The 17,662-nt window shown below is 69.6% G+C and carries 20 protein-coding genes; 14 read left to right on the top strand and 6 right to left on the bottom strand.

Annotation, left to right across the window (positions count from 1 at the left end; genetic code table 11):
- Positions 1 to 76 precede the first annotated feature (76 nt).
- Positions 77 to 868, bottom strand: coding sequence for a DUF2103 domain-containing protein (locus ACZ5KW_RS15530; RefSeq protein WP_343777343.1), 792 nt, complete (start codon positions 866 to 868; stop codon positions 77 to 79).
- Positions 869 to 979: 111 nt separating this feature from the next.
- Here ACZ5KW_RS15530 and ACZ5KW_RS15525 point away from each other — a divergent pair, with 111 nt between their 5' ends.
- Positions 980 to 1,624: a hypothetical protein gene (locus tag ACZ5KW_RS15525; RefSeq protein ID WP_343777345.1), complete on the top strand. Its 645-nt coding sequence runs from the start codon at positions 980 to 982 to the stop codon at positions 1,622 to 1,624.
- Positions 1,621 to 2,256 (top strand): DUF2238 domain-containing protein, encoded by a 636-nt coding sequence (locus tag ACZ5KW_RS15520; protein WP_343777346.1) that lies wholly within the window; start codon positions 1,621 to 1,623, stop codon positions 2,254 to 2,256. Before ACZ5KW_RS15525 ends, ACZ5KW_RS15520 begins: the two co-directional genes overlap by 4 nt.
- Positions 2,257 to 2,289: 33 nt before the next feature.
- On the opposite strand, the gene ACZ5KW_RS15515 is transcribed toward ACZ5KW_RS15520, so the two are convergent.
- Complete coding sequence (locus ACZ5KW_RS15515) at positions 2,290 to 3,438, bottom strand: ArsA family ATPase (protein ID WP_343777347.1); 1,149 nt, start codon at positions 3,436 to 3,438, stop codon at positions 2,290 to 2,292.
- 469 nt (positions 3,439 to 3,907) lie between these two features.
- Complete coding sequence (aroA, locus tag ACZ5KW_RS15510; protein WP_343777348.1) at positions 3,908 to 5,293, bottom strand: 3-phosphoshikimate 1-carboxyvinyltransferase; 1,386 nt, start codon at positions 5,291 to 5,293, stop codon at positions 3,908 to 3,910.
- Positions 5,294 to 5,429: 136 nt separating this feature from the next.
- On the opposite strand from aroA, the gene ACZ5KW_RS15505 reads away from it, so the two are divergent.
- Positions 5,430 to 5,957, top strand: a complete 528-nt coding sequence (locus tag ACZ5KW_RS15505; protein WP_343777349.1) for a multiprotein bridging factor aMBF1 — start codon at positions 5,430 to 5,432, stop codon at positions 5,955 to 5,957.
- A 36-nt stretch (positions 5,958 to 5,993) separates the two neighbouring features.
- On the opposite strand, the gene ACZ5KW_RS15500 is transcribed toward ACZ5KW_RS15505, so the two are convergent.
- Positions 5,994 to 6,818, bottom strand: a complete 825-nt coding sequence (locus ACZ5KW_RS15500; RefSeq protein WP_343777351.1) for a DICT sensory domain-containing protein — start codon at positions 6,816 to 6,818, stop codon at positions 5,994 to 5,996.
- 130 nt (positions 6,819 to 6,948) lie between these two features.
- Between ACZ5KW_RS15500 and tpiA the strand changes: the two genes are divergently transcribed.
- The 5 genes from tpiA (at position 6,949) to ACZ5KW_RS15475 (ending at position 12,364) form a co-directional block, all read left to right on the top strand.
- Positions 6,949 to 7,593: a triose-phosphate isomerase gene (gene tpiA / locus ACZ5KW_RS15495; protein ID WP_343777353.1), complete on the top strand. Its 645-nt coding sequence runs from the start codon at positions 6,949 to 6,951 to the stop codon at positions 7,591 to 7,593.
- Between the two features lie 262 nt (positions 7,594 to 7,855).
- On the top strand, positions 7,856 to 9,793 hold the full coding sequence (gene dnaK / locus ACZ5KW_RS15490; RefSeq protein ID WP_343777355.1) for a molecular chaperone DnaK: 1,938 nt from the start codon (positions 7,856 to 7,858) through the stop codon (positions 9,791 to 9,793).
- An 82-nt stretch (positions 9,794 to 9,875) separates the two neighbouring features.
- Entirely contained in the window at positions 9,876 to 11,045 is a 1,170-nt protein-coding gene (dnaJ, locus tag ACZ5KW_RS15485) for a molecular chaperone DnaJ (RefSeq protein ID WP_343777356.1), read from the top strand.
- Between the two features lie 85 nt (positions 11,046 to 11,130).
- The gene (locus ACZ5KW_RS15480) at positions 11,131 to 11,451 is read left to right on the top strand and encodes a cupin domain-containing protein (protein ID WP_343777357.1); all 321 of its coding nucleotides are present in this window, start codon (positions 11,131 to 11,133) and stop codon (positions 11,449 to 11,451) included.
- A 151-nt stretch (positions 11,452 to 11,602) separates the two neighbouring features.
- Positions 11,603 to 12,364: a hypothetical protein gene (locus tag ACZ5KW_RS15475; RefSeq protein WP_343777358.1), complete on the top strand. Its 762-nt coding sequence runs from the start codon at positions 11,603 to 11,605 to the stop codon at positions 12,362 to 12,364.
- Between the two features lie 38 nt (positions 12,365 to 12,402).
- Here the strand turns inward: ACZ5KW_RS15475 and aglJ are convergent, their stop codons facing one another.
- Positions 12,403 to 13,476 (bottom strand): S-layer glycoprotein N-glycosyltransferase AglJ, encoded by a 1,074-nt coding sequence (gene aglJ, locus ACZ5KW_RS15470; RefSeq protein ID WP_343777360.1) that lies wholly within the window; start codon positions 13,474 to 13,476, stop codon positions 12,403 to 12,405.
- Positions 13,477 to 13,612: 136 nt separating this feature from the next.
- Here aglJ and ACZ5KW_RS15465 point away from each other — a divergent pair, with 136 nt between their 5' ends.
- The gene (locus ACZ5KW_RS15465) at positions 13,613 to 13,993 is read left to right on the top strand and encodes a DUF7522 family protein (RefSeq protein WP_343777362.1); all 381 of its coding nucleotides are present in this window, start codon (positions 13,613 to 13,615) and stop codon (positions 13,991 to 13,993) included.
- Between the two features lie 12 nt (positions 13,994 to 14,005).
- Here the strand turns inward: ACZ5KW_RS15465 and ACZ5KW_RS15460 are convergent, their stop codons facing one another.
- Complete coding sequence (locus ACZ5KW_RS15460) at positions 14,006 to 14,365, bottom strand: response regulator (RefSeq protein ID WP_343777364.1); 360 nt, start codon at positions 14,363 to 14,365, stop codon at positions 14,006 to 14,008.
- A 189-nt stretch (positions 14,366 to 14,554) separates the two neighbouring features.
- Here ACZ5KW_RS15460 and ACZ5KW_RS15455 point away from each other — a divergent pair, with 189 nt between their 5' ends.
- The 5 genes from ACZ5KW_RS15455 (at position 14,555) to ACZ5KW_RS15435 (ending at position 17,565) form a co-directional block, all read left to right on the top strand.
- Positions 14,555 to 15,586 (top strand): phosphate uptake regulator PhoU, encoded by a 1,032-nt coding sequence (locus tag ACZ5KW_RS15455; protein ID WP_343777365.1) that lies wholly within the window; start codon positions 14,555 to 14,557, stop codon positions 15,584 to 15,586.
- A 93-nt stretch (positions 15,587 to 15,679) separates the two neighbouring features.
- A complete protein-coding gene (locus ACZ5KW_RS15450) occupies positions 15,680 to 15,862 on the top strand; it encodes a DUF7525 family protein (RefSeq protein WP_343777366.1) in 183 nt (60 codons plus the stop codon).
- Between the two features lie 112 nt (positions 15,863 to 15,974).
- The gene (locus ACZ5KW_RS15445; protein ID WP_004598402.1) at positions 15,975 to 16,202 is read left to right on the top strand and encodes a DUF7123 family protein; all 228 of its coding nucleotides are present in this window, start codon (positions 15,975 to 15,977) and stop codon (positions 16,200 to 16,202) included.
- Between the two features lie 125 nt (positions 16,203 to 16,327).
- Positions 16,328 to 16,759, top strand: a complete 432-nt coding sequence (locus ACZ5KW_RS15440) for a CoxG family protein (RefSeq protein WP_343777368.1) — start codon at positions 16,328 to 16,330, stop codon at positions 16,757 to 16,759.
- Complete coding sequence (locus tag ACZ5KW_RS15435; protein WP_343777369.1) at positions 16,756 to 17,565, top strand: carbon-nitrogen family hydrolase; 810 nt, start codon at positions 16,756 to 16,758, stop codon at positions 17,563 to 17,565. Before ACZ5KW_RS15440 ends, ACZ5KW_RS15435 begins: the two co-directional genes overlap by 4 nt.
- Positions 17,566 to 17,662: the final 97 nt, after the last annotated feature.

Genomic DNA, 17,662 nt, shown 5'->3' with positions numbered 1-17,662 from the left:
ATCGGCGCATCGACGGACGGAATCGCACACGGTGGTCGGGCGGAGCGAGGAGATGAGATCGGTTGCCGGGGGTCGGCTACGCGTCTTGGAGCTCCGCGTCGCGGAGCGCCTCGTTGAGGTCCTCGCGGACGCGCTCGCCGGTCTCGCGGTCCATCGCCGTCGTGACGATACGGTTCTCTTGGACGCTGGAGCCGTCTCGCAGCAGGAGCCGGACGTTGCCGTTGGTTCCGGCGCGGGTCGCCTTCGCCCGGAGCCCGGTCCGCGACCCGGTTCCACCGGCGTCGATGGGGCCGGGAACGATCTTCTTCACGTGCGGGTGTTCCGCGACGGTCTGGACGGCCTTTCGCCCCTTGCGGCCGCCGATGAGCGTCGAGTGTGACCCGCCGATCTTCTCGCGCGGCGGCGTCTCGACCACCGCCAGCGACCGGTCGCCGCGTCGGTCGAGGACCCACGCGACGACCGGGCTCTCGGTCTCGCCGTTCCCGCCGCTCCCCCGACTCCGCTCTCGTCGGTCGCGCCCGCCCGCTCCGGCGTCGGGGACGCGGTAGAACTCGTGGTGGAGCTGCGCGCGAGTCTCGCGGAGGGGCTCGCGCTCGCCGGCGGCGTAGACGGTCTCGGGGCGTTTCCGACGGATCTCGTCGGCGACGCGGCCGGCGAAGTTTCGGAGTTGGACCTCGCTCAGGCGCTCGCCCTCTTCCGGGCGCGTCGTCACCGTCGTCTCGCCGACCACCGCGTCCTCGTCGAGCACGGTCAGGTGCGCGCGGTCGGTCTCGAACTCGGCGACGACCGCGTCGGCGTTGGCGGTGTTACAGGTGAGACAGAAGTCCCCCGGCTTCTCGATCGGGGTGCCACACCGCCGACAGTTCATACGTATTCAACGGCTGTACGGAATAAAAGGGCGTCCGTTCGGTGGTCGGTTCCGTCTCCGACCTGGGCTCGGAGCGACTCCTTATTACCCTCCCGGGCGTCCGTACCGGACATGGATGGAGATCGACGTCGCGCCGACGGGGGCGACGCCGAGGCGGAGACCGTAGAGGATCGCTTGGCGCGGTTGGTCCGTGACGGACGGCTTAACGCGCTCGTCGCGTGGGCGATGATCGCGGCTCTCGCTGGGGTGCTCGTCGAGAGCGCCCTCGACTACGACCTGCTCTCCGCGGCGATCGTCGTCGGACTGGGGGCGGTCGTCCTCGCGCCCACCGTCGCGGCGCGGGACTGGCGGGCAATGCTCCCGGCGGAGTTGGTCACCCTCGCGCTGTTGCCGGTCCTCGTGCGGGCGGTCTTCGGCGGCGAACTGGGGACGTTCGCGACGTACGTCGCCATCGCCGCGCTGGCGCTCGTGATCACCGTCGACCTCCACATGTTCACCACGCTGCGGGTGACCCACTGGTTCGCGGTCCTCTTCGTCGTGTTAGCGACGCTGGCGACGGCGGCGGTGTGGACGGTGCTCCGGTGGAACCTCGACCAGCGCGTCGGCACCGAGTTCCTCACGACGAACGACGCGCTGATGCTCGAGTGGATGTACGTCACGCTGGCGGGGCTCGCGGCGGGGATCCTCTTCGACGGCTACTTCCGGCGCCGAGGCCGGCAGCTCCGCCGCGTCATTCGGCGGGTGGTGCGGCGATGAGGCTGCTTCCGCGCCCCTCCCTCGAATCGCAGCGGCGCCTCACCGGCGCGATGCAGGTCCTCCTGATCGGCATCGTCGCCTACGGCTTCGTCGCGGGCGAACAGAAGGCGATAAGCAACGGGATCATCGCCTTCCTCGTCACGCTGATCCCGGCGACGCTGGAACGTCGGTACGACCTCCCGCTCGACCCGTGGCTCGCCCTGTGGATCACGATGGCGGTGTTCCTCCACACGGTCGGGTCGGCCGGGTTCTACCAACGCGTCGAGTGGTGGGACCACATGACGCACGCGCTGTCGGCCTCGCTGGTCGCCGCGGTCGGGTACACGACGATGCGGGCGGTCGACCTCCACAGCGACGGGATCCGGATCCCGCCGCGGTTCGCGTTCGTCTTCATCGTCGTCATCGTCCTCGCGTTCGGCGTGCTCTGGGAGCTGTTCGAGTTCGGGCTCGACATCGTCGCGACCGAGACGGGCATCGACATGCCGCTCGCGCAGCACGGCCTCGACGACACGGTGCTCGATCTCATGTACAACACGGCGGGAGCGATTCTCGTCGGACTGTTCGGACAGGCGCACCTCACCGGCATCGCGGAGACGGTCCGGGACCGACTGCTCGGGAGCGCGGCCGAGTAGCGACCCGGCCGCGGGCCGGAGACGACAGGTCGCTCAGTTCAGGCAGGCGGCGACGACCCGCAGCGCCGCCTCGCCACGAACCTCGTTCGCGAGCAGCGGCACGCGCTTCACCTCGCGGCCGCGGAACAGGTCCGTCGCCTGCCGGAGCGCGTTCTGTTGGACGTCCCACCGTCGCGCGCAGAACTCGCAGCTGTCGGGGTTCGGCTCGACCACCCACTCGGGGTCGATGCCCGACCCGTCCCCGCCCGTCACGTCACCGACGCCCTCCATCACGCGGTTGACGATCAGCGTGTTCACCGGAATCTCGAACTCGTCGAGGCGCGCGACGAGCCGCTCGGACTCGACGACGCTCATCTCCTCCGGGATCATCACGGCGCGGAAGTCCGTCTTTGCGGGGTCGCGGAGGACGGCCCGCAGCCGCTCGATGCGCTCGCGCAGTTCCTCCAGGTCCGCGGAGGGGTCGGGGTCGTCGTCGCCCCCGCCGAACATCCCCTTGATCCCGTCCATCATGCCGGAGAAGCGCTGGCGGAGCTTCATCACGCGGCCGAGCATCGAGTCCATGATCTCCGGCAGTTGGAGGAGCCGGAGGGTGTGACCCGTCGGCGCGGTGTCGACGACGACGCGGTCGAACCGCGGGTCGTCGAGGTACTCCAGCAGCTGTCGCATCGCCGCGGCCTCGTCGGCGCCGGGCATCGTCCCCCCGAGGAGTCCGCCGAGTCCCTCCCCGTCCTCGCCCTCGGGGCCTCCCATCCCGCCCATCGCGTCGCCCATCTCGCCGAGGCCGCCGAGGGGGTCGGCGTCGGCGCCGAACATCCCCTCCTCGACCGCGGCGTCCGGGTCTATCTCGGCGGCGTAGAGGGGCATGTCCTCCCGTATCTGTGCCGGCTCGGCGGGGATGTCGGTCTCGTAGGTGTCCGACAGCGAGTGCGCGGGGTCGGTCGAGACGACGAGCGTCCGGACGCCGCCGGCCGCCGAGGCGAGCCCCGTCGCGGCCGCCATCGTCGTCTTCCCGACGCCGCCTTTCCCGCCGTACAGCACGTAGTCGGGCGCGTCGACGCCCGCCGGGAGGTCGGCGAGGTCGTCGTCGACGGCGAGGGAACTGTCCGTCTCTGCGGGTTCGACGGCACCATCGCCTTCGGGCTCGTCGACGCGGTCGACCGGCTCGACGTCGATGTCGTCCATACCGACGTGTCGTTCCGGCGGGCTTGTGTACTCGTCGGTCCCGATAAGCTATCAACGTCGTTTCCGCGGCGAACTCACCCGAATGCTCAGTCGATCGCTTATGAATGGCTGCGTGTGCACCGACGGCGAACACGCCCGAAGCCCTAGCAATCTACTTATAAATAGTCGGTTGCGGATCGGCAGAGAACTCCTCCAAAGCCCCAGCCGCGAGGGCGCCGTACGCTCGCTGCGCGCTTCACTCGGTCGCTCACTGCGTTCGCTTCCTCGTTCCAGTGCTTGCGTCGCCTACGGCGCCCTCGCGGCTGCCCCTTTGAGTCCCGCCCCGCCCAGCACAGCAACCGCGCCTCACGCCTCCCCAGCCTCGCCGCTCACGCCCTGCGGGCGTTCGCGGCGTCCCTCGCGCGTGCTCCTCGCGCCCTGCGGGCGCTCGGAGGCACGCGCCGCCGCAATGCCGTTTGTTTATAAATGGTTATTCGATCGCGCCGTCGGGCTCGACGTCCATCCCGAGGTCGGCCATCGCGTCGAAGAAGCCGGGGAAGGAGACGTCGACGTGCTCGGCGCCGCGGATCGTCGTGGTGCCCTCGGCAGCGAGCGCGGCGACCGCGAGCGCCATCACGATCCGGTGGTCCGCGCGGCCGTCGACGGTAGCTCCCTTGAGACTGCTCTCGTCGCCGTGGATCGTGAGGACGTCCGGCTCTTCGGTCGTCTCCGCGCCCATGGCCGACAGCTCCTCCGCCATCGCCGACACGCGGTCGGTCTCCTTGTAGCGGACGTGTTCGCAGTTCTCGATCCGGGTGTCGCCGTCCGCGACCGCGCCGAGCGCGGCGATCGTCGGGAGCAGGTCGGGGGTGTCGCCCACGTCGACGGTGACGCCGGTCAGGTCGGCGCGTTCGACCCCGATCTCGCCGGCCTCGCGGTCCCAGTCGACGCTGGCACCCATGCGGTCGACGATCTCGACGATGGCGGCGTCGCCCTGCGCGCTGGGCCGCGCGCCCTCGATCCGGAGCGACTCGCCCGGTTCGGCCGCGACCGCGCCGGCGCCGAGCAGGTACGAGATAGAGGAGAAGTCGCCGGGGACGGCGTAGGTCCCGTCGCTCGGCGCGTACGTCTGTCCGCCCGGAACCGAGAAGCCGGCGGCCCCCGCGGCGCCGTCGAGGGCGTCACCGGCCTCGTCGAGCGGCGTCGCCTCCACGCCGAAGTCCGCGAGCAGTTCGAGCGTGATGTCGACGTACGGCGCGGACTTCAGCGGCGTCGTGAGGTCGACGGCGATCCCCTCGTCGGTGACGGCGCCGGCCATGAGCAGGGCGGTGACGTACTGCGAGGAGACGTCGCCCGGGATCGCGACCTCGCCGCCGGCGAGCGGCCCGCTGACGACGAGCGGCGCCCGCCCGTTCGCCCGCGTCGACTCCGCGCGCACGCCGAGGTCGCCGAGCGCGTCGAGGAGCGGGCCCTGCGGGCGCGAGCGCAGCGACTCGTCGCCGGTGAGCACTGTGGCGCCGTCCGCGAGCGCGGCCGCGGCGGTGACGAGCCGCATCGTCGTCCCCGAGTTCGCGCAGTCGATCACGTCGTCGGGGACGCCGGGCCGCCCGGCGAACCCCTCGACTGCGAGCGCGTCGGCGTCGGTGAGGTCGGACCCGGCGTCGGCGCCCGCCCCCTCGGCGTCCGCGGGCGCGACCGCCCCCCCGAACGCGCCCACGGCTCGGGCGGTCGCCCGCGTGTCGGCCGAGATCAGCGGCGATTCGACGGTCGCGCCGTCGCTGTAGCCCGCCGCGAGCAGCGCGCGGTGGGTGTAGCTCTTCGACGGCGGCGCGCGGGCGGTCCCTCGGAGGTCTGAGTGCGTGACGCGGACGTCCATACACCCCCTGCCGGCCGCGGCGACAAGTCGGTACCGACCGCGGCACGATTGCGACGGGCGGGGCATCGAAACGCGAACGGCGTCGACGCGACGCCGCGGCACACCCTTTATACCACCGGGAGCGTTAGCGTCGCGTATGCCCCAGTGTGAGATGTGTGGCGCCGAGGAGGCCTCGCTGACGACGACGAAGGTCGAAGGCGCCGAACTGGAGCTCTGTAGCTCGTGTACGGACTTCGGGACCGAGGTCCGCGACGAGTCGACGAGCTCCGGCGGCGGCAAGTACTCCACCAGCTCCAGCACCGGGAAGTCGTCCTCGTCGTCCGGCTCGTCGAGCAGCTCGGGCAGCTCCGGCGGCTCGACCCGCCCACGCGACATGTTCGACGACATGGACGAGATCGCCACCGACTACGACGATCGGATCCGGAACGCGCGCGAGTCCCGCGGACTGAGCCAAGAGGAGCTGGCGGATCAGCTCAACGAGAAGGCGAGTCTCATCCGCAAGCTCGAACGCGGCGACACCCTCCCGACCGACGACGTCCAGCGCAAGCTCGAAGGCGCGCTCGACATCTCGCTCGTCGAGGGGCAGTCGTCCGACGACGCCGACTGGGAGACCGACGACCCCGGAACGATGACGCTCGGCGACGTCGTCAAACGGAAGGACTGAGCGGCCGTCGTCTCGGCCCGTTCCGCCGCGATCGAACTACCGCTTTTCGTCCGCGCTCGCACCGCTCTCCGCGCCGCCGTCCGTCGACTGGACGCCGTACTGACCGGTGAGGTAGTCGATGATGTAGTCGACCGTCTCGGGGTCGTAGCTCCAGAACCCGTAGAACTCGCCCGGCGCGCGCTCCTCCGCGAGCAGGGCGCACTTGGCGCCGTCGTACCCGCCGCCGTCGTAGGCGACGAACCAGGTCTCGCGTATCTCGGCGGTCCGACCCGTGTGGACGGTGTAGTGTTCCACGTCGGGCGCGTCGCCCTCTGCGGCCGCGTACGCGTGAACGTCGAGGTCCGACTTCTCGCCGAGCAGGTCGTAGGTGTCGGACTCGCCGCTGAGCACGTCGAGCGTCTGGAACCCCGCGTGGAGCTCCCCGTCGCCGACCCGCCACGCGCGGTCCTCGATCTCCCGCGACGCGGCGACCATGTCGCCGCGCGAGTAGGAGGTGAACATCGTCTCGTCGAGGTGGTCGAGGATCGGCTTGCCGATTCGCGCGTCGTCCGGGGGACCGAGCGCTCCCTCGCCGTTCCCGGTCGACTCGGTGTCTCCGGGTGCCCCACCGTCGCCGTCGGCGTCCGCCGTGCCCCCGAGGCCCGGCAGGAGGTCGGTGACCGCCGCCGCGGTGACGAACTCCCCGTCGCGCGAGAGGACGGCGTAGCCGTCCGGTCCGGCCTCGCTCCGCTCGTCGACGATCCGGATGTTGCGGTCGGCGAAGTGTTCGCGGAGCGCCGTCGTGACCTCCGGATCGGCGTTGAACACGGCCAACGTGGCCTTGCGAGCCTCCACGCCGGCGATGAGCTCGATGAGGGACATCTCCTTGTCGCACCCACAGTACGGCGGTATAAGGGCGTTTATGCTCCGGCCACCTTGGACGTCGGGGGCATCGGGGCCGACAGCCGCCGGAGTATGAAGCTATTTGCGCCCGCGGCCCGCGAGTAGGGGTATGTTCATCCTGGTGAACCTCAAGGCGTACCCGTGTGACCCGATCGAGGTAGCGACCGCGGCCCGCGACGTCGCCGAGGCGTCCGGCGCGCGCATCGCCGTCTCGCCGCAGGCCGCCGACCTCGCTCGCGTCGCCGACACCGGCGTCGAGACGTGGGCCCAACACGTCTCGCCGAACGCGCACGGGTCGCACACCGGCTCGACGCTCGCCGAGGCGGCCGCCGAAAACGGCGCCGAGGGAACCCTCATCAACCACTCCGAGAAGCGGCTGAAACTCGCCGACATCGACGGCTCGGTGGCGGCCGCCGAGCGCGCGGACCTCGAGACGGTCGTCTGCGCGAACAACCCCGCGCAGATCGGCGCCGCCGCCGCGCTCGGTCCCGACGCGGTCGCCGTCGAACCGCCGGAACTCATCGGCGGCGACGTCTCCGTCTCCACCGCCGACCCCGGGATCGTGGAGGACGCGGTCGCGGCCGCGGAGGCGGTCGACTCCGGCGTCGACGTGTTCTGCGGCGCCGGCGTCTCGACCGGCGAGGACGTCGCCGCCGCCGGCGACCTCGGTGCCGCCGGCGTCCTGTTGGCCTCCGGGGTCGCGAAGGCCGACGACCCGGAAGCCGTCCTCGAAGACCTCGTCTCCGGGATCTGAGGCGGAAGCCCCCGACTGAGAGCCGTCGAATCGGACGATCCCGGCCCACGCTCGTTTTTCCGTAGCGATCGACTCGCGAGCGACCCCCTACCGGCCCCTGACCGACGAGCCGTGGCTGCTGCGTTTGCGGATCTGTATAAAGACATCGATGTGAGCGACTCACACGATCGAGAAACCGCACGACGGCAGCGACTTCGTCTGTCCGGCTGGATCGTCGCGTCTAGTAACCTTTAACCGAAACAAGCCGCTACCTGTGACCAAGATGGCGAGCAACAAGATTCTCGGTATCGACCTCGGTACCACCAACTCCGCGTTCGCGGTGATGGAGGGCGACGAGCCCGAGATCATCGCGAACGCCGAGGGCGACCGGACGACGCCCTCGGTCGTCGCGTTCGCCGACGACGGCGAGCGGCTCGTCGGCAAGCCGGCGAAGAACCAGGCCGTCCAGAACCCAGACCGCACGATCCAGTCGATCAAGCGGCACATGGGCGACGCCGACTACACCGTCGAGATCGGCGACGAGGACTACACGCCCGAGCAGGTCTCGGCGATGATCCTCCAGAAGATCAAACGCGACGCCGAGGAGTACCTCGGCGACGACGTCGAGAAGGCGGTCATCACGGTCCCCGCGTACTTCAACGACAAGCAGCGACAGGCGACGAAGGACGCCGGCGAGATCGCCGGCTTCGAGGTCGAGCGCATCGTCAACGAGCCGACGGCCGCCTCCATGGCGTACGGCCTCGACGACGAGTCCGACCAGACCGTCCTCGTGTACGACCTCGGGGGCGGCACGTTCGACGTGTCGGTCCTCGATCTGGGCGGCGGCGTCTACGAGGTCGTCGCCACGAACGGCGACAACGACCTCGGCGGCGACGACTGGGACGAGGCGCTCATCGACCACCTCGCCGACGAGTTCCAGAACAACCACGGTATCGACCTCCGCGACGACCGGCAGGCGCTCCAGCGACTGAAAGACGCCGCCGAGGAGGCGAAGATCGAGCTGTCGAACAAAAAGGAGACGACGGTCAACCTCCCGTTCGTCACCGCGACCGACAGCGGTCCGGTCCACCTCGAACAGTCCGTGACGCGTGCGACGTTCGAGAACCTCACCTCCGACCTCATCGAGCGCACCGTCGAGCCGACCGAACAGGCGCTCTCCGACGCCGACTACTCCAAGTCGGACATCGACGAGGTCATCCTCGTCGGCGGGTCGACCCGGATGCCGCAGGTCCAAGACAAAGTCGAGGAGCTCGTCGGCCAGGAGCCGAAGAAGAACGTCAACCCCGACGAGGCGGTCGCGCTCGGCGCGGCGGTCCAGGGCGGCGTGCTCTCCGGCGACGTCGACGACATCGTGCTGCTCGACGTGACCCCCCTCTCGCTCGGTATCGAGGTGAAGGGCGGTCTCTTCGAGCGGCTCATCGAGAAGAACACCACGATCCCCACCGAGGAGTCGAAGGTGTTCACCACGGCCGCGGACAACCAGACCTCGGTCAACGTCCGCGTCTTCCAGGGCGAACGCGAGATCGCCGAGGAGAACGAGCTGCTCGGCGCCTTCCAGCTCTCCGGTATCCCGCCGGCGCCCGCGGGAACCCCGCAGATCGAGGTCTCGTTCAACATCGACGAGAACGGCATCGTCAACGTCGAGGCCGAGGATCAGGGCTCGGGCAACGCCGAGTCGATCACCATCGAGGGGGGCGTCGGCCTCTCCGACGAGGAGATCGACCAGATGCAAGAGGAGGCCGAGAAGCACAAAGAGGAGGATGAGGCCCGCCGCGAGCGGATCGAGGCCCGTAACGAGGCCGAGACGACGATACAGCGCGCCGAGACCCTCTTAGAAGAGAACGAGGAGGAGCTCGACGACGACGAGCTCGTCGCCGACATCGAGGCGGCCATCGAGGACGTCGAGGACGTCCTCGAAGACGAGGACGCCGAGACCGACGAGATCGAGTCCGCCACCGAGGCCCTCACCGAAGAGCTTCAGGAGATCGGCAAGCAGATGTACGAGGGACAGGCCGCACAGGCCGGTCCGGGCGGCGCGGGCGGCGCCGGTCCCGGCGGCATGGGCGGCATGGGCGGCATGGGCGGCGGTGCCGGTCCGGGCGGTGCTGCCGGCCCCGGCGGCGCCGGTCCCGGCGGCGACGGCGACGACGAGGAGTACGTCGACGCCGACTTCGAAGACGTAGACGACGACGAGGAGTAACCCGCTCCGACCCGATCCTCGACGCCTCGACCCCGTCGTTTAAATCGACCGGCAGATCAACACCAATCAACGAACGCAACGAATGAGCGAAGACTTCTACGACGTCTTGGGCGTGTCGCGGGACGCCAGCGAAGACGACATCAAACAGGCGTACCGCAAGAAGGCCGCCGAACACCACCCGGACGTCAGCGACGACGAGAACGCCGAGGAGCGGTTCAAGAAGATACAGAAGGCCAAGGAGGTGCTCACCGACGAGCAGAAGCGCCAGCAGTACGACCAGATGGGCCACGACCGGTTCACCGAGGCCGACAAGCGCGGCGCGACCGGGGGCGGCGGTCCGGGCGGCGCGGGCGGCCCCTTCGGCGGCGCCGGCGGCGCCGGCGGTGCCGGGGGGTTCGAGGACATATTCAACCAGTTCTTCGGCGGCGGCCGCGGCGGCGGCGGTGGCGGCCGCGGCGGGGGCAACCGGCCGCGGCAGGGCCGCGACCTCAAGACGGGACTGACGATCGACCTCGAGGAGGCGTTCGACGGCGCCACCAAGGAGGTCACGCTCACGCGACCGACCGAGTGTGACACCTGCGACGGCGCCGGTCACCCGCCCGACGCCGACGTCGAGACGTGTTCGCAGTGTAACGGGCGCGGACAGGTCCAACAGGTCCAGCAGACCCCGCTCGGGAGAGTTCAGCAGACCTCGACCTGTCCCCGCTGTGAGGGCGAGGGCGAACTGTACAGCGAGGACTGCGAGGACTGCGGCGGCGACGGCGTCGTCCGCGAGGACGCGACGCTCTCGGTCGAGATTCCTCCGGGGATCCGCTCCGGACAGAGCCTGCGGATGGAACGCGAGGGCGCGCCGGGCGAGAACGGCGGCCCGAACGGCGACCTCCTCATCGAGGTCGACGTCGACGTCGGCGAGCGGTTCGAGCGCGACGGCGACGACCTCCGCGTCAACGAGGCGGTCTCGTTCCCGCAGGCCGTCTTCGGCGACACCGTCGAGGTCGAGACGGTCGACGGCACCGTCGAGATGGACGTTCCGGCCGGGACGCAGAGCGGCGAGACGTTCCGGCTCAAGGGGAAGGGAATGCCCCGGCTCCGTCGCCGCGGACGCGGGGACCTGTACGTTCAGGTCGCCGTCGTCGTCCCCGAGTCGCTCAACGACGAGCAGCGCGAGGCGCTGGAGGCGTTCGCCGAAGCGGGCGGCGAGGACATCGACGTCGGCGGCGGCTTCTTCGAGAAACTGAAGAGCTCCTTCTGAGCGGTCTCCCGCCCCCTGCCGCTGGAGCGGCGTCTCGACGGCCGCGGCCCGTGGCTTTTCGAGCCTTCGGACCGTCCGTCGACGCATGGGCTACGACACGACGGCCTACGACGACGTCGAACCGCGCGCCCCCGGCATGTACTTCCTCCGCGACGCGCTCGACTGTGAGCAGCTCGGCGTGACCGTCGTCGAGGCCGACGACGGCTGGGAGGGGATGGAACACGACCACGGCGACGCCGACCACGAGGAGGTGTACGTCCTGCTTCACGGCGAGGCGACGCTCACCGTCGACGGAGACGCCGTCGACCTCGCGCCCGGCGACGCGGTCCGCGTCGACCCCGGGTCGACCCGCGATCTCACCTTCTCCGCGGACGGCTCGAAGATGGTCATCGCCGGCGCACCCTGACGCCGGCTCGAAGACGGTCATCGCCGGCGCGCCCTGACGCCGGCTCGATGATAGTCATCGCCGGCGCGCCCTGACCGTCCGTCCGGGTCGGCGATCCGGCTCTGTCGGCCGACGCCGCAGCGTTAAGGCGCGCCCGCCCCCACGTCCGCGTATGAACCTCGTCGGCGACCTGCTCGCGCGCGACCGACGCACCCGCGAGACGGCGCTCGTCACGCCGGACGGACGGGAGCGGACCCACCACGACCTGATCACGAACGGATACAAGGCGGCGAACGTGCTCAGGTACCTCGGCGTCCGGGCGGGCGCCACCGTCGCCGTCGACCCGACGCCCGGTTTTCACACCACCCTCGCGTTCCTCGGCGCCGCGGCCGTCGGCGCGCCGGTCCGGTTCGATCCGGATGCGGGGATCGACGCCGGCGATCGGGTCGTGCTCGCCTCGGTCGCGACCGCGTCCGGCTTCGACCCGGCACCCGGGACGAACCTGGCGGCGTTCGGCGGCCCGCCGGAGCGACCCGAGACCACGCACTGGGAACAGGAGCTCTGGAGCGAGAACCCGGGGATGCCGCCCAGCGATGTCGGTCCCGACGACGACGCGATCCTCGGTTCGGACCGCTCGTTCAGCCACCGCGACCTGTGTTCGCTCGCCGCGGCCGCCGTCGAGGCGGCCGAGATGGGCGAGGAGACGCGCGTCGTCCTCCGGCGCTCCTTCACCGACTCGCCCGCGCTCGCGGCCGGGCTCGTCGCCCCGCTCTCCGTCGGCGGGACGGCGGTCCTCGCACCGCCGGCTCCCGAGTCGGAAGCGGCCGCCGCACCCGGCGAATCGCGAGGCGACGTGGCGGTGGCCCCGGATGGGGTCGACGTGCCGGAGCCGCGACGGATCGCTCCGGCGTCGCTCGCGTCGGCGATCGAGTGAGCGCCGTCGTCCCGGTCAGTCGCCAGTCTGGTCGGCTCTCACTCGCCCGGCCGCTCCGGTCCGGCGACCCGACTCGACTCGCCGCCGTTGTCTCCCTCGCCTGCGTCCGACCGCGTCTCTCGGCTCTCGTTCGTCTCGGCCGTTAGAGGGCCCTGGCCGATCTCGTCACCGACCGCCGACCGGCCACCGCTCTCTCGGTCGAGCGCGCGCTCGTACCACGCGATCTGCTCGCGGTGGAGCGAGTGGATCATGTCGGCCAACACGCCGAACACGAGTAGCTGGATACCGAGGATGACCGCCCCCACGGCGCCGACCGCGATGACCTCGTGGCTGATACCGAACGCGAGGTACCGATAGAGCACGAACCCACCCATTGCCAGCCCCGCCGCGGTCGACGCCGCGCCCGCGCTCCCGAAGTAGAACAGCGGGTTGTTGGTCTTCGCCTTCCGGTACAGCTCTAAGAAGATCACCCCGCCGTCTCGGATCGGGTGGAGGTTCGTCGCCGAGCCGCCGGGTCGCTCCCGGTACGTGACAGGCACCACGGTGACCGAGAGTCGGTTTTTCACGCACTCGACGGCCATCTCCGTCTCGATGCCGAACCCGTCGGCGGTGAGGTGGAGACGAAGGAACGACTCGCGCGTGAACGCCCGATAGCCGGAGAGGATGTCGCGGTACCCCTCGCGGTGGATCGCCCGGAAGGCGAGGTTTATCAAGCGGTTCCCGATCCGGTTCAGGCGCGTCATCGCGCCCGGCCGCATGTCGGCGAAGCGATCGCCGATGACGTGGTCGACGTCGCCCCGGAGAAGCGGGTCGAGCATCGCCGACGCGTCGTCGGCGTCGTAGGTGGCGTCGGCGTCGGCCATCAGCACGTACCGCGCGTCCACGTGGTCCCGAACCGCCTCCCTGACCGCCTGCCCCTTCCCCCGTCCCGACTGCTCGACGACGCGCGCACCCGTCTCGCGGGCGATCGACTGCGTCTCGTCCGCCGACCCGCCGTCGATTACGAGGACGTTCTCGAAACCGGCGTCACGGAAGTCTCCGACGACGCGTGCGACCGTCTCGGCCTCGTTCATCGTCGGCAGCAGGACGCAGACGTCGTCGTACTCGCTCATCAGTCGTAGCGATCACGGGGGAGTCGCTAAACTCTGTCCCTCTCGGGACCCGCGGGGACCCAGTTCGCGGCGACCGGCCGGCGACATTCGTGTGACCACCCATACGCTCATGTGTGTGAGCATTGATCGTGGTCGTATGTCGCAGCCACCGACCGACCACGTCGACGAGCTCCTCAGCGCCGCCCGTACCGCGACGGGCGACGAACTCCGGAGCCTCACCTACTTCACCGAGGCCGACATCGACCAGCTGTACCTCCGTAGCGACCTGAGCAGGACAGCGGACTTGGTCGGATTCGCGGAGAACGAGCGACAGGGGTTCCGCGCGCAGTCGCTGTACGCGGACACCCAGCTCGGCGACTACCACTTCACGGTGCGGGTGTTCGAGAACGGCTACCTCACGCGCGTCATCGCCAACGGCCACGGCGTGTGGCTGACGACCGACTCCATGGAGATAGATCGGTTCGAGGAGCTGGCGAACGCGCTCGCGACGATCCTGCGGTCGTTCGACCCGGCCTGAGTCGGCGCCGACTCAGCCGAGGTGACTCTCCAACTCGCCGACCAGCTCCGCCTCGTCGACGGGCTTCGTCACGTAGCCGTCGGCGCCCGCCTTCACCGCCTCCATCATCTTCTCCTGCTGGTCGACGCTCGTACACATCACGATCACCGCGTCCGGCCACCGGTCTTTGATCGCGGCGGTCGCCTCGATCCCGGTCATCTCCGGCATCACGACGTCCATCGACACGGCGTCCGGCTCGTACGCCTCGAAGAGTTCGACCGCCTCTGCGCCGTTTTCCGCCTCGTCGACGACTTCGAACCGGTCTGACAGCGCGTCCCGAACGACGGTCCGCTGGAAGGAGGAGTCGTCGACCACGAGTACCCGCTCGGTCATACCCGTTTTCCTATCCAGACCGACATAAGCGCGCGGATCGGTCGCCGGAGACGGGGGCGTCCGGTCGCTTCGTCGTCGACGCGCCGGCGCACGCCGGCCCCGCTCGACTCGCTGAATCCTTGCATATTCGATGAAGCGTATAATGAACATGGGAACAACGTTAAGGTCTATCCCACGATACGTTCGCGTATGGAAACGCGGAAGGTCCAACGGCTAGGGCCGTCGACGCTGGCGATGACGCTCCCGGCTGAGTGGGCACAGGAACACGGCGTGAACAAAGGCGACGAGGTGTCGCTGCGGATGGGCGGCAAGGGAACGCTCACGGTGCTTCCCGAGTCGGTGAGCACGGAGGAGTCGGAGGCGGTGATCAATGCCGACGCGCTCGACGCGCGCTCGCTGGAGCGAGCGATCGTCGCGCAGTACGTGCTGGGACGGCGCGTGATCCACGTCCGGAGCGAGGGGGCGCTCGACAGCGAACACATCAACGCGGTGTACAAAGCCGAGACGCAACTGATGGGGCTCGGCGTCATCGAGGAGACGCCGGAGGACATCTCGATCCGCTGTTCCGTCGACCCCGAGGACTTCACCCTCGATAACCTGCTCGAACGGCTGGAGAACACGGGATCGACGATGCGCGGCGAGGGCGTGAAGGCGCTCGCGCACGGCAACCCCGACCTCGCGCAGCGCGCGCTAAACCGCGAGCGGCAGGCGAACAAGATATTCGTCCTGCTGCTCCGGCTCATCTTCACCGCCTACCAGAACCCGAACCTCGCCCGCGCGGTCGGTCTCGAAGAGGGATTCCCGCTCATCGGGTACCGCTCCGTCGCGAAGAACCTCGAACTCACCGCCGACAACGCGGAGGACATCGCGGAGATCGTGATGGAAGCCGATGGGCACACCCTCGACGTCGACAGCGCGACGATGCGACAGATCCGCGAGTTCACCGACCAGGTGGACGAGCTGACCGCGCTTGCGGTCCGGGCGGTCGTCGAGCGCGACTACGACCTCACCGTCGAGTGTCGGGATCTGTTCTCGCGCCTGGAGGACCGCGAACAGGAGATCCTCGACGAGCTGCCGAGCGACTTGGACAACGAGACGCTGCTCATGACCCGCGAAGTGCTCGTCAGCCTGCAGCACACCGCGGAGTACGCCATGCGGAACGCCGAGATCGCGGCGAACCTCGCGCTCAACGAGGCGTCAGAGCACGTCGAGATCATCTAAGTCGGTCGCAAACCGACCCGCGCCTGCGGCCGTCGGGCGCGACCGCGTCGCGCGGTTCGCATGAACTAAGTGGTCCCCCGCGAAGCGGTCCGTATGAGCGAGGGTTCCATCGAATCGGACAAGGAGGTCGGCGTCGCGCTCGCACTCGGCGCCATCGCCGTCGTCGGCGCCATGGTGATGTTCGCGTACCCGGGTCAGCTCGGGAAAGCGTGGGGATTCGCGGGCGCGTTCGTCTTCGCGACGCTCGCCGTCGGCGCGGTTCAGCTGTTCGACTGACCGGTCGACGCGCGTCTCGATCGGCCTTCATTTTCCGTCGGTCCGGTCCGTTCGGTCGGCCGGCGCACGAAAACGAGAAACCGTTAAGGACGTCAGACGCGTACATCCGGTAATGAGCGAGTACACCGAGGAGGAACAGCGGATCCTCGCGTACCTCACGGACAGCGTCACCCGTGGTGAGCGGTACGTTCGCTCGAAGACGATCGCCGACGCGATCGGCCTCACCGCCAAGCAGGTCGGCTCGCGGCTCCCCCGTCTGGCCGAGAAGTCGGACGACGTCGACATCGAGAAGTGGGGCCGCGCCAAGTCGACGACGTGGCGCGTGACGCCGGACGGGTGACGACACGGCCCGGACCGTGACGATCCGGCGCGTTCCTTCCGTTCTCCCCGATCGTGCCGGCGCGTTCTCCGTACTCGGCTCCGCCAACGCGCATTTTTAACCCCCGTAGCCCCAAACGGGATCGTATGACCGTTCGAGTCTCCCGGACGTTCGAGTTCGACGCGCCGCCGGCCGACGTGTGGGCGTTCATCTCGGACGCGAAGCAGCGCGCGGGCGCCATCAGCGTGGTCGACTCCTTCGACGTTCACGACGACGGCACCGCGACTTGGCACGTCGCGCTGCCGATACCGATGATCCGCTCGACGATCGACGTCGAAACGGAGGAGGTGGAGCGCGACGCCCCGAACCGAGTGAAGTTCGTCGGGAAGTCGCGGGCGTTCCGCGTGACCGGCGAACACGTGATCACGGAGACCGACGACGGCGGATGTCGGCTCGCGAACGAGTTCGTGGTCGACGGCCGCCTCCCGGGCGTCGAGTCCTTCTTCAAGCGCAACTTCGACGCCGAGCTCGACAACCTCGAAGACGCGCTCCGCGCCTCCCTGGCCTCTCCGGCATGAGGCTCGCGGGCGTCCAACTGGCGGTCGACGGCGGCGCCGTCGAGGACAACGTCGACCGGGCGCTCGACCGTGTCCGCGAGGCCGCGGCCGACGGCGCCGACCTCGTGGTTCTCCCCGAACTGTTCGACGTCGGCTACTTCGCGTTCGACTCGTACGCCCGCGCGGCCGAGAGCCTCGACGGCGACCGGCTCGCTCGGTTCGCCGCCGCGGCCGACGAGCACGACGTGGCGGTCCTCGCCGGGACCGTCGTCGAGGACCTGTCGGCGTCGGCGGCCGACGGGCTCGACGTCCCCGCGGAGTCCGGCCTGGCCAACGCGGCGGTGCTGTTCGACGCCTCGGGCGAGCGCCGGCTCGTCTACCGGAAGCGGCACCTGTTCGGATACGGGTCCGAGGAGACGGACCGGATGGTCCCCGGCGAGCGGACGCCGGTGACGGAGGTCGCGGGCGTCACGGTCGCCGTGACGACGTGTTACGACCTCCGGTTCCCGGAGCAGTTCCGCGCGATGGTCGACGCGGGCGTCGAGTGCGTCCTGGTCCCGAGCGCGTGGCCGTATCCCCGGGTCGAACACTGGCGGACGCTCGGCCGCGCGCGAGCCATCGAGAACCTCGCGTACGTCGCCGCGATCAACGGCAGCGGCCGGTTCGACGACGACGACACGCTCTGCGGCCGGAGCGCGGTGTACGACCCCTGGGGGACCACGCTCGCCTCGGTCGGCGACGACCCCGGCGTCGTGACGGCGACGGTGGACCCCGACCGCGTCGCCGCGGTCCGCGAGGAGTTTCCCGCGCTCCGCGACCGCCGCTGAACCGCTCGCAACCCGTTCGAAGCGGTGCGCTATCGACCGTCCGACGGGTCGATCTGTGACCGTCGCTCGCCTCGCCCGATCGAGATGCCGATTCGGA

It is taken from the genome of Halorubrum ejinorense (assembly GCF_055389685.1).
Note: the sequence above shows the minus strand (reverse complement) of the source record. Positions and strands in the feature narration are given on the sequence as shown.

Coding starts and splice junctions, on each gene's coding strand:
- ACZ5KW_RS15440 (WP_343777368.1), top strand. CDS start 16,328: ATGACCGTTCGAGTCTCCCGGACGTTCGAGTTCGACGCGCCGCCGGCC.
- dnaK (WP_343777355.1), top strand. CDS start 7,856: ATGGCGAGCAACAAGATTCTCGGTATCGACCTCGGTACCACCAACTCC.
- aglJ (WP_343777360.1), bottom strand. CDS start 13,476: ATGAGCGAGTACGACGACGTCTGCGTCCTGCTGCCGACGATGAACGAG.
- aroA (WP_343777348.1), bottom strand. CDS start 5,293: ATGGACGTCCGCGTCACGCACTCAGACCTCCGAGGGACCGCCCGCGCG.
- ACZ5KW_RS15530 (WP_343777343.1), bottom strand. CDS start 868: ATGAACTGTCGGCGGTGTGGCACCCCGATCGAGAAGCCGGGGGACTTC.
- ACZ5KW_RS15515 (WP_343777347.1), bottom strand. CDS start 3,438: ATGGACGACATCGACGTCGAGCCGGTCGACCGCGTCGACGAGCCCGAA.
- ACZ5KW_RS15460 (WP_343777364.1), bottom strand. CDS start 14,365: ATGACCGAGCGGGTACTCGTGGTCGACGACTCCTCCTTCCAGCGGACC.
- ACZ5KW_RS15520 (WP_343777346.1), top strand. CDS start 1,621: ATGAGGCTGCTTCCGCGCCCCTCCCTCGAATCGCAGCGGCGCCTCACC.
- ACZ5KW_RS15500 (WP_343777351.1), bottom strand. CDS start 6,818: ATGTCCCTCATCGAGCTCATCGCCGGCGTGGAGGCTCGCAAGGCCACG.
- ACZ5KW_RS15525 (WP_343777345.1), top strand. CDS start 980: ATGGATGGAGATCGACGTCGCGCCGACGGGGGCGACGCCGAGGCGGAG.
- ACZ5KW_RS15455 (WP_343777365.1), top strand. CDS start 14,555: ATGGAAACGCGGAAGGTCCAACGGCTAGGGCCGTCGACGCTGGCGATG.
- dnaJ (WP_343777356.1), top strand. CDS start 9,876: ATGAGCGAAGACTTCTACGACGTCTTGGGCGTGTCGCGGGACGCCAGC.
- ACZ5KW_RS15445 (WP_004598402.1), top strand. CDS start 15,975: ATGAGCGAGTACACCGAGGAGGAACAGCGGATCCTCGCGTACCTCACG.
- tpiA (WP_343777353.1), top strand. CDS start 6,949: ATGTTCATCCTGGTGAACCTCAAGGCGTACCCGTGTGACCCGATCGAG.
- ACZ5KW_RS15505 (WP_343777349.1), top strand. CDS start 5,430: ATGCCCCAGTGTGAGATGTGTGGCGCCGAGGAGGCCTCGCTGACGACG.
- ACZ5KW_RS15450 (WP_343777366.1), top strand. CDS start 15,680: ATGAGCGAGGGTTCCATCGAATCGGACAAGGAGGTCGGCGTCGCGCTC.
- ACZ5KW_RS15480 (WP_343777357.1), top strand. CDS start 11,131: ATGGGCTACGACACGACGGCCTACGACGACGTCGAACCGCGCGCCCCC.
- ACZ5KW_RS15465 (WP_343777362.1), top strand. CDS start 13,613: ATGTCGCAGCCACCGACCGACCACGTCGACGAGCTCCTCAGCGCCGCC.
- ACZ5KW_RS15435 (WP_343777369.1), top strand. CDS start 16,756: ATGAGGCTCGCGGGCGTCCAACTGGCGGTCGACGGCGGCGCCGTCGAG.
- ACZ5KW_RS15475 (WP_343777358.1), top strand. CDS start 11,603: ATGAACCTCGTCGGCGACCTGCTCGCGCGCGACCGACGCACCCGCGAG.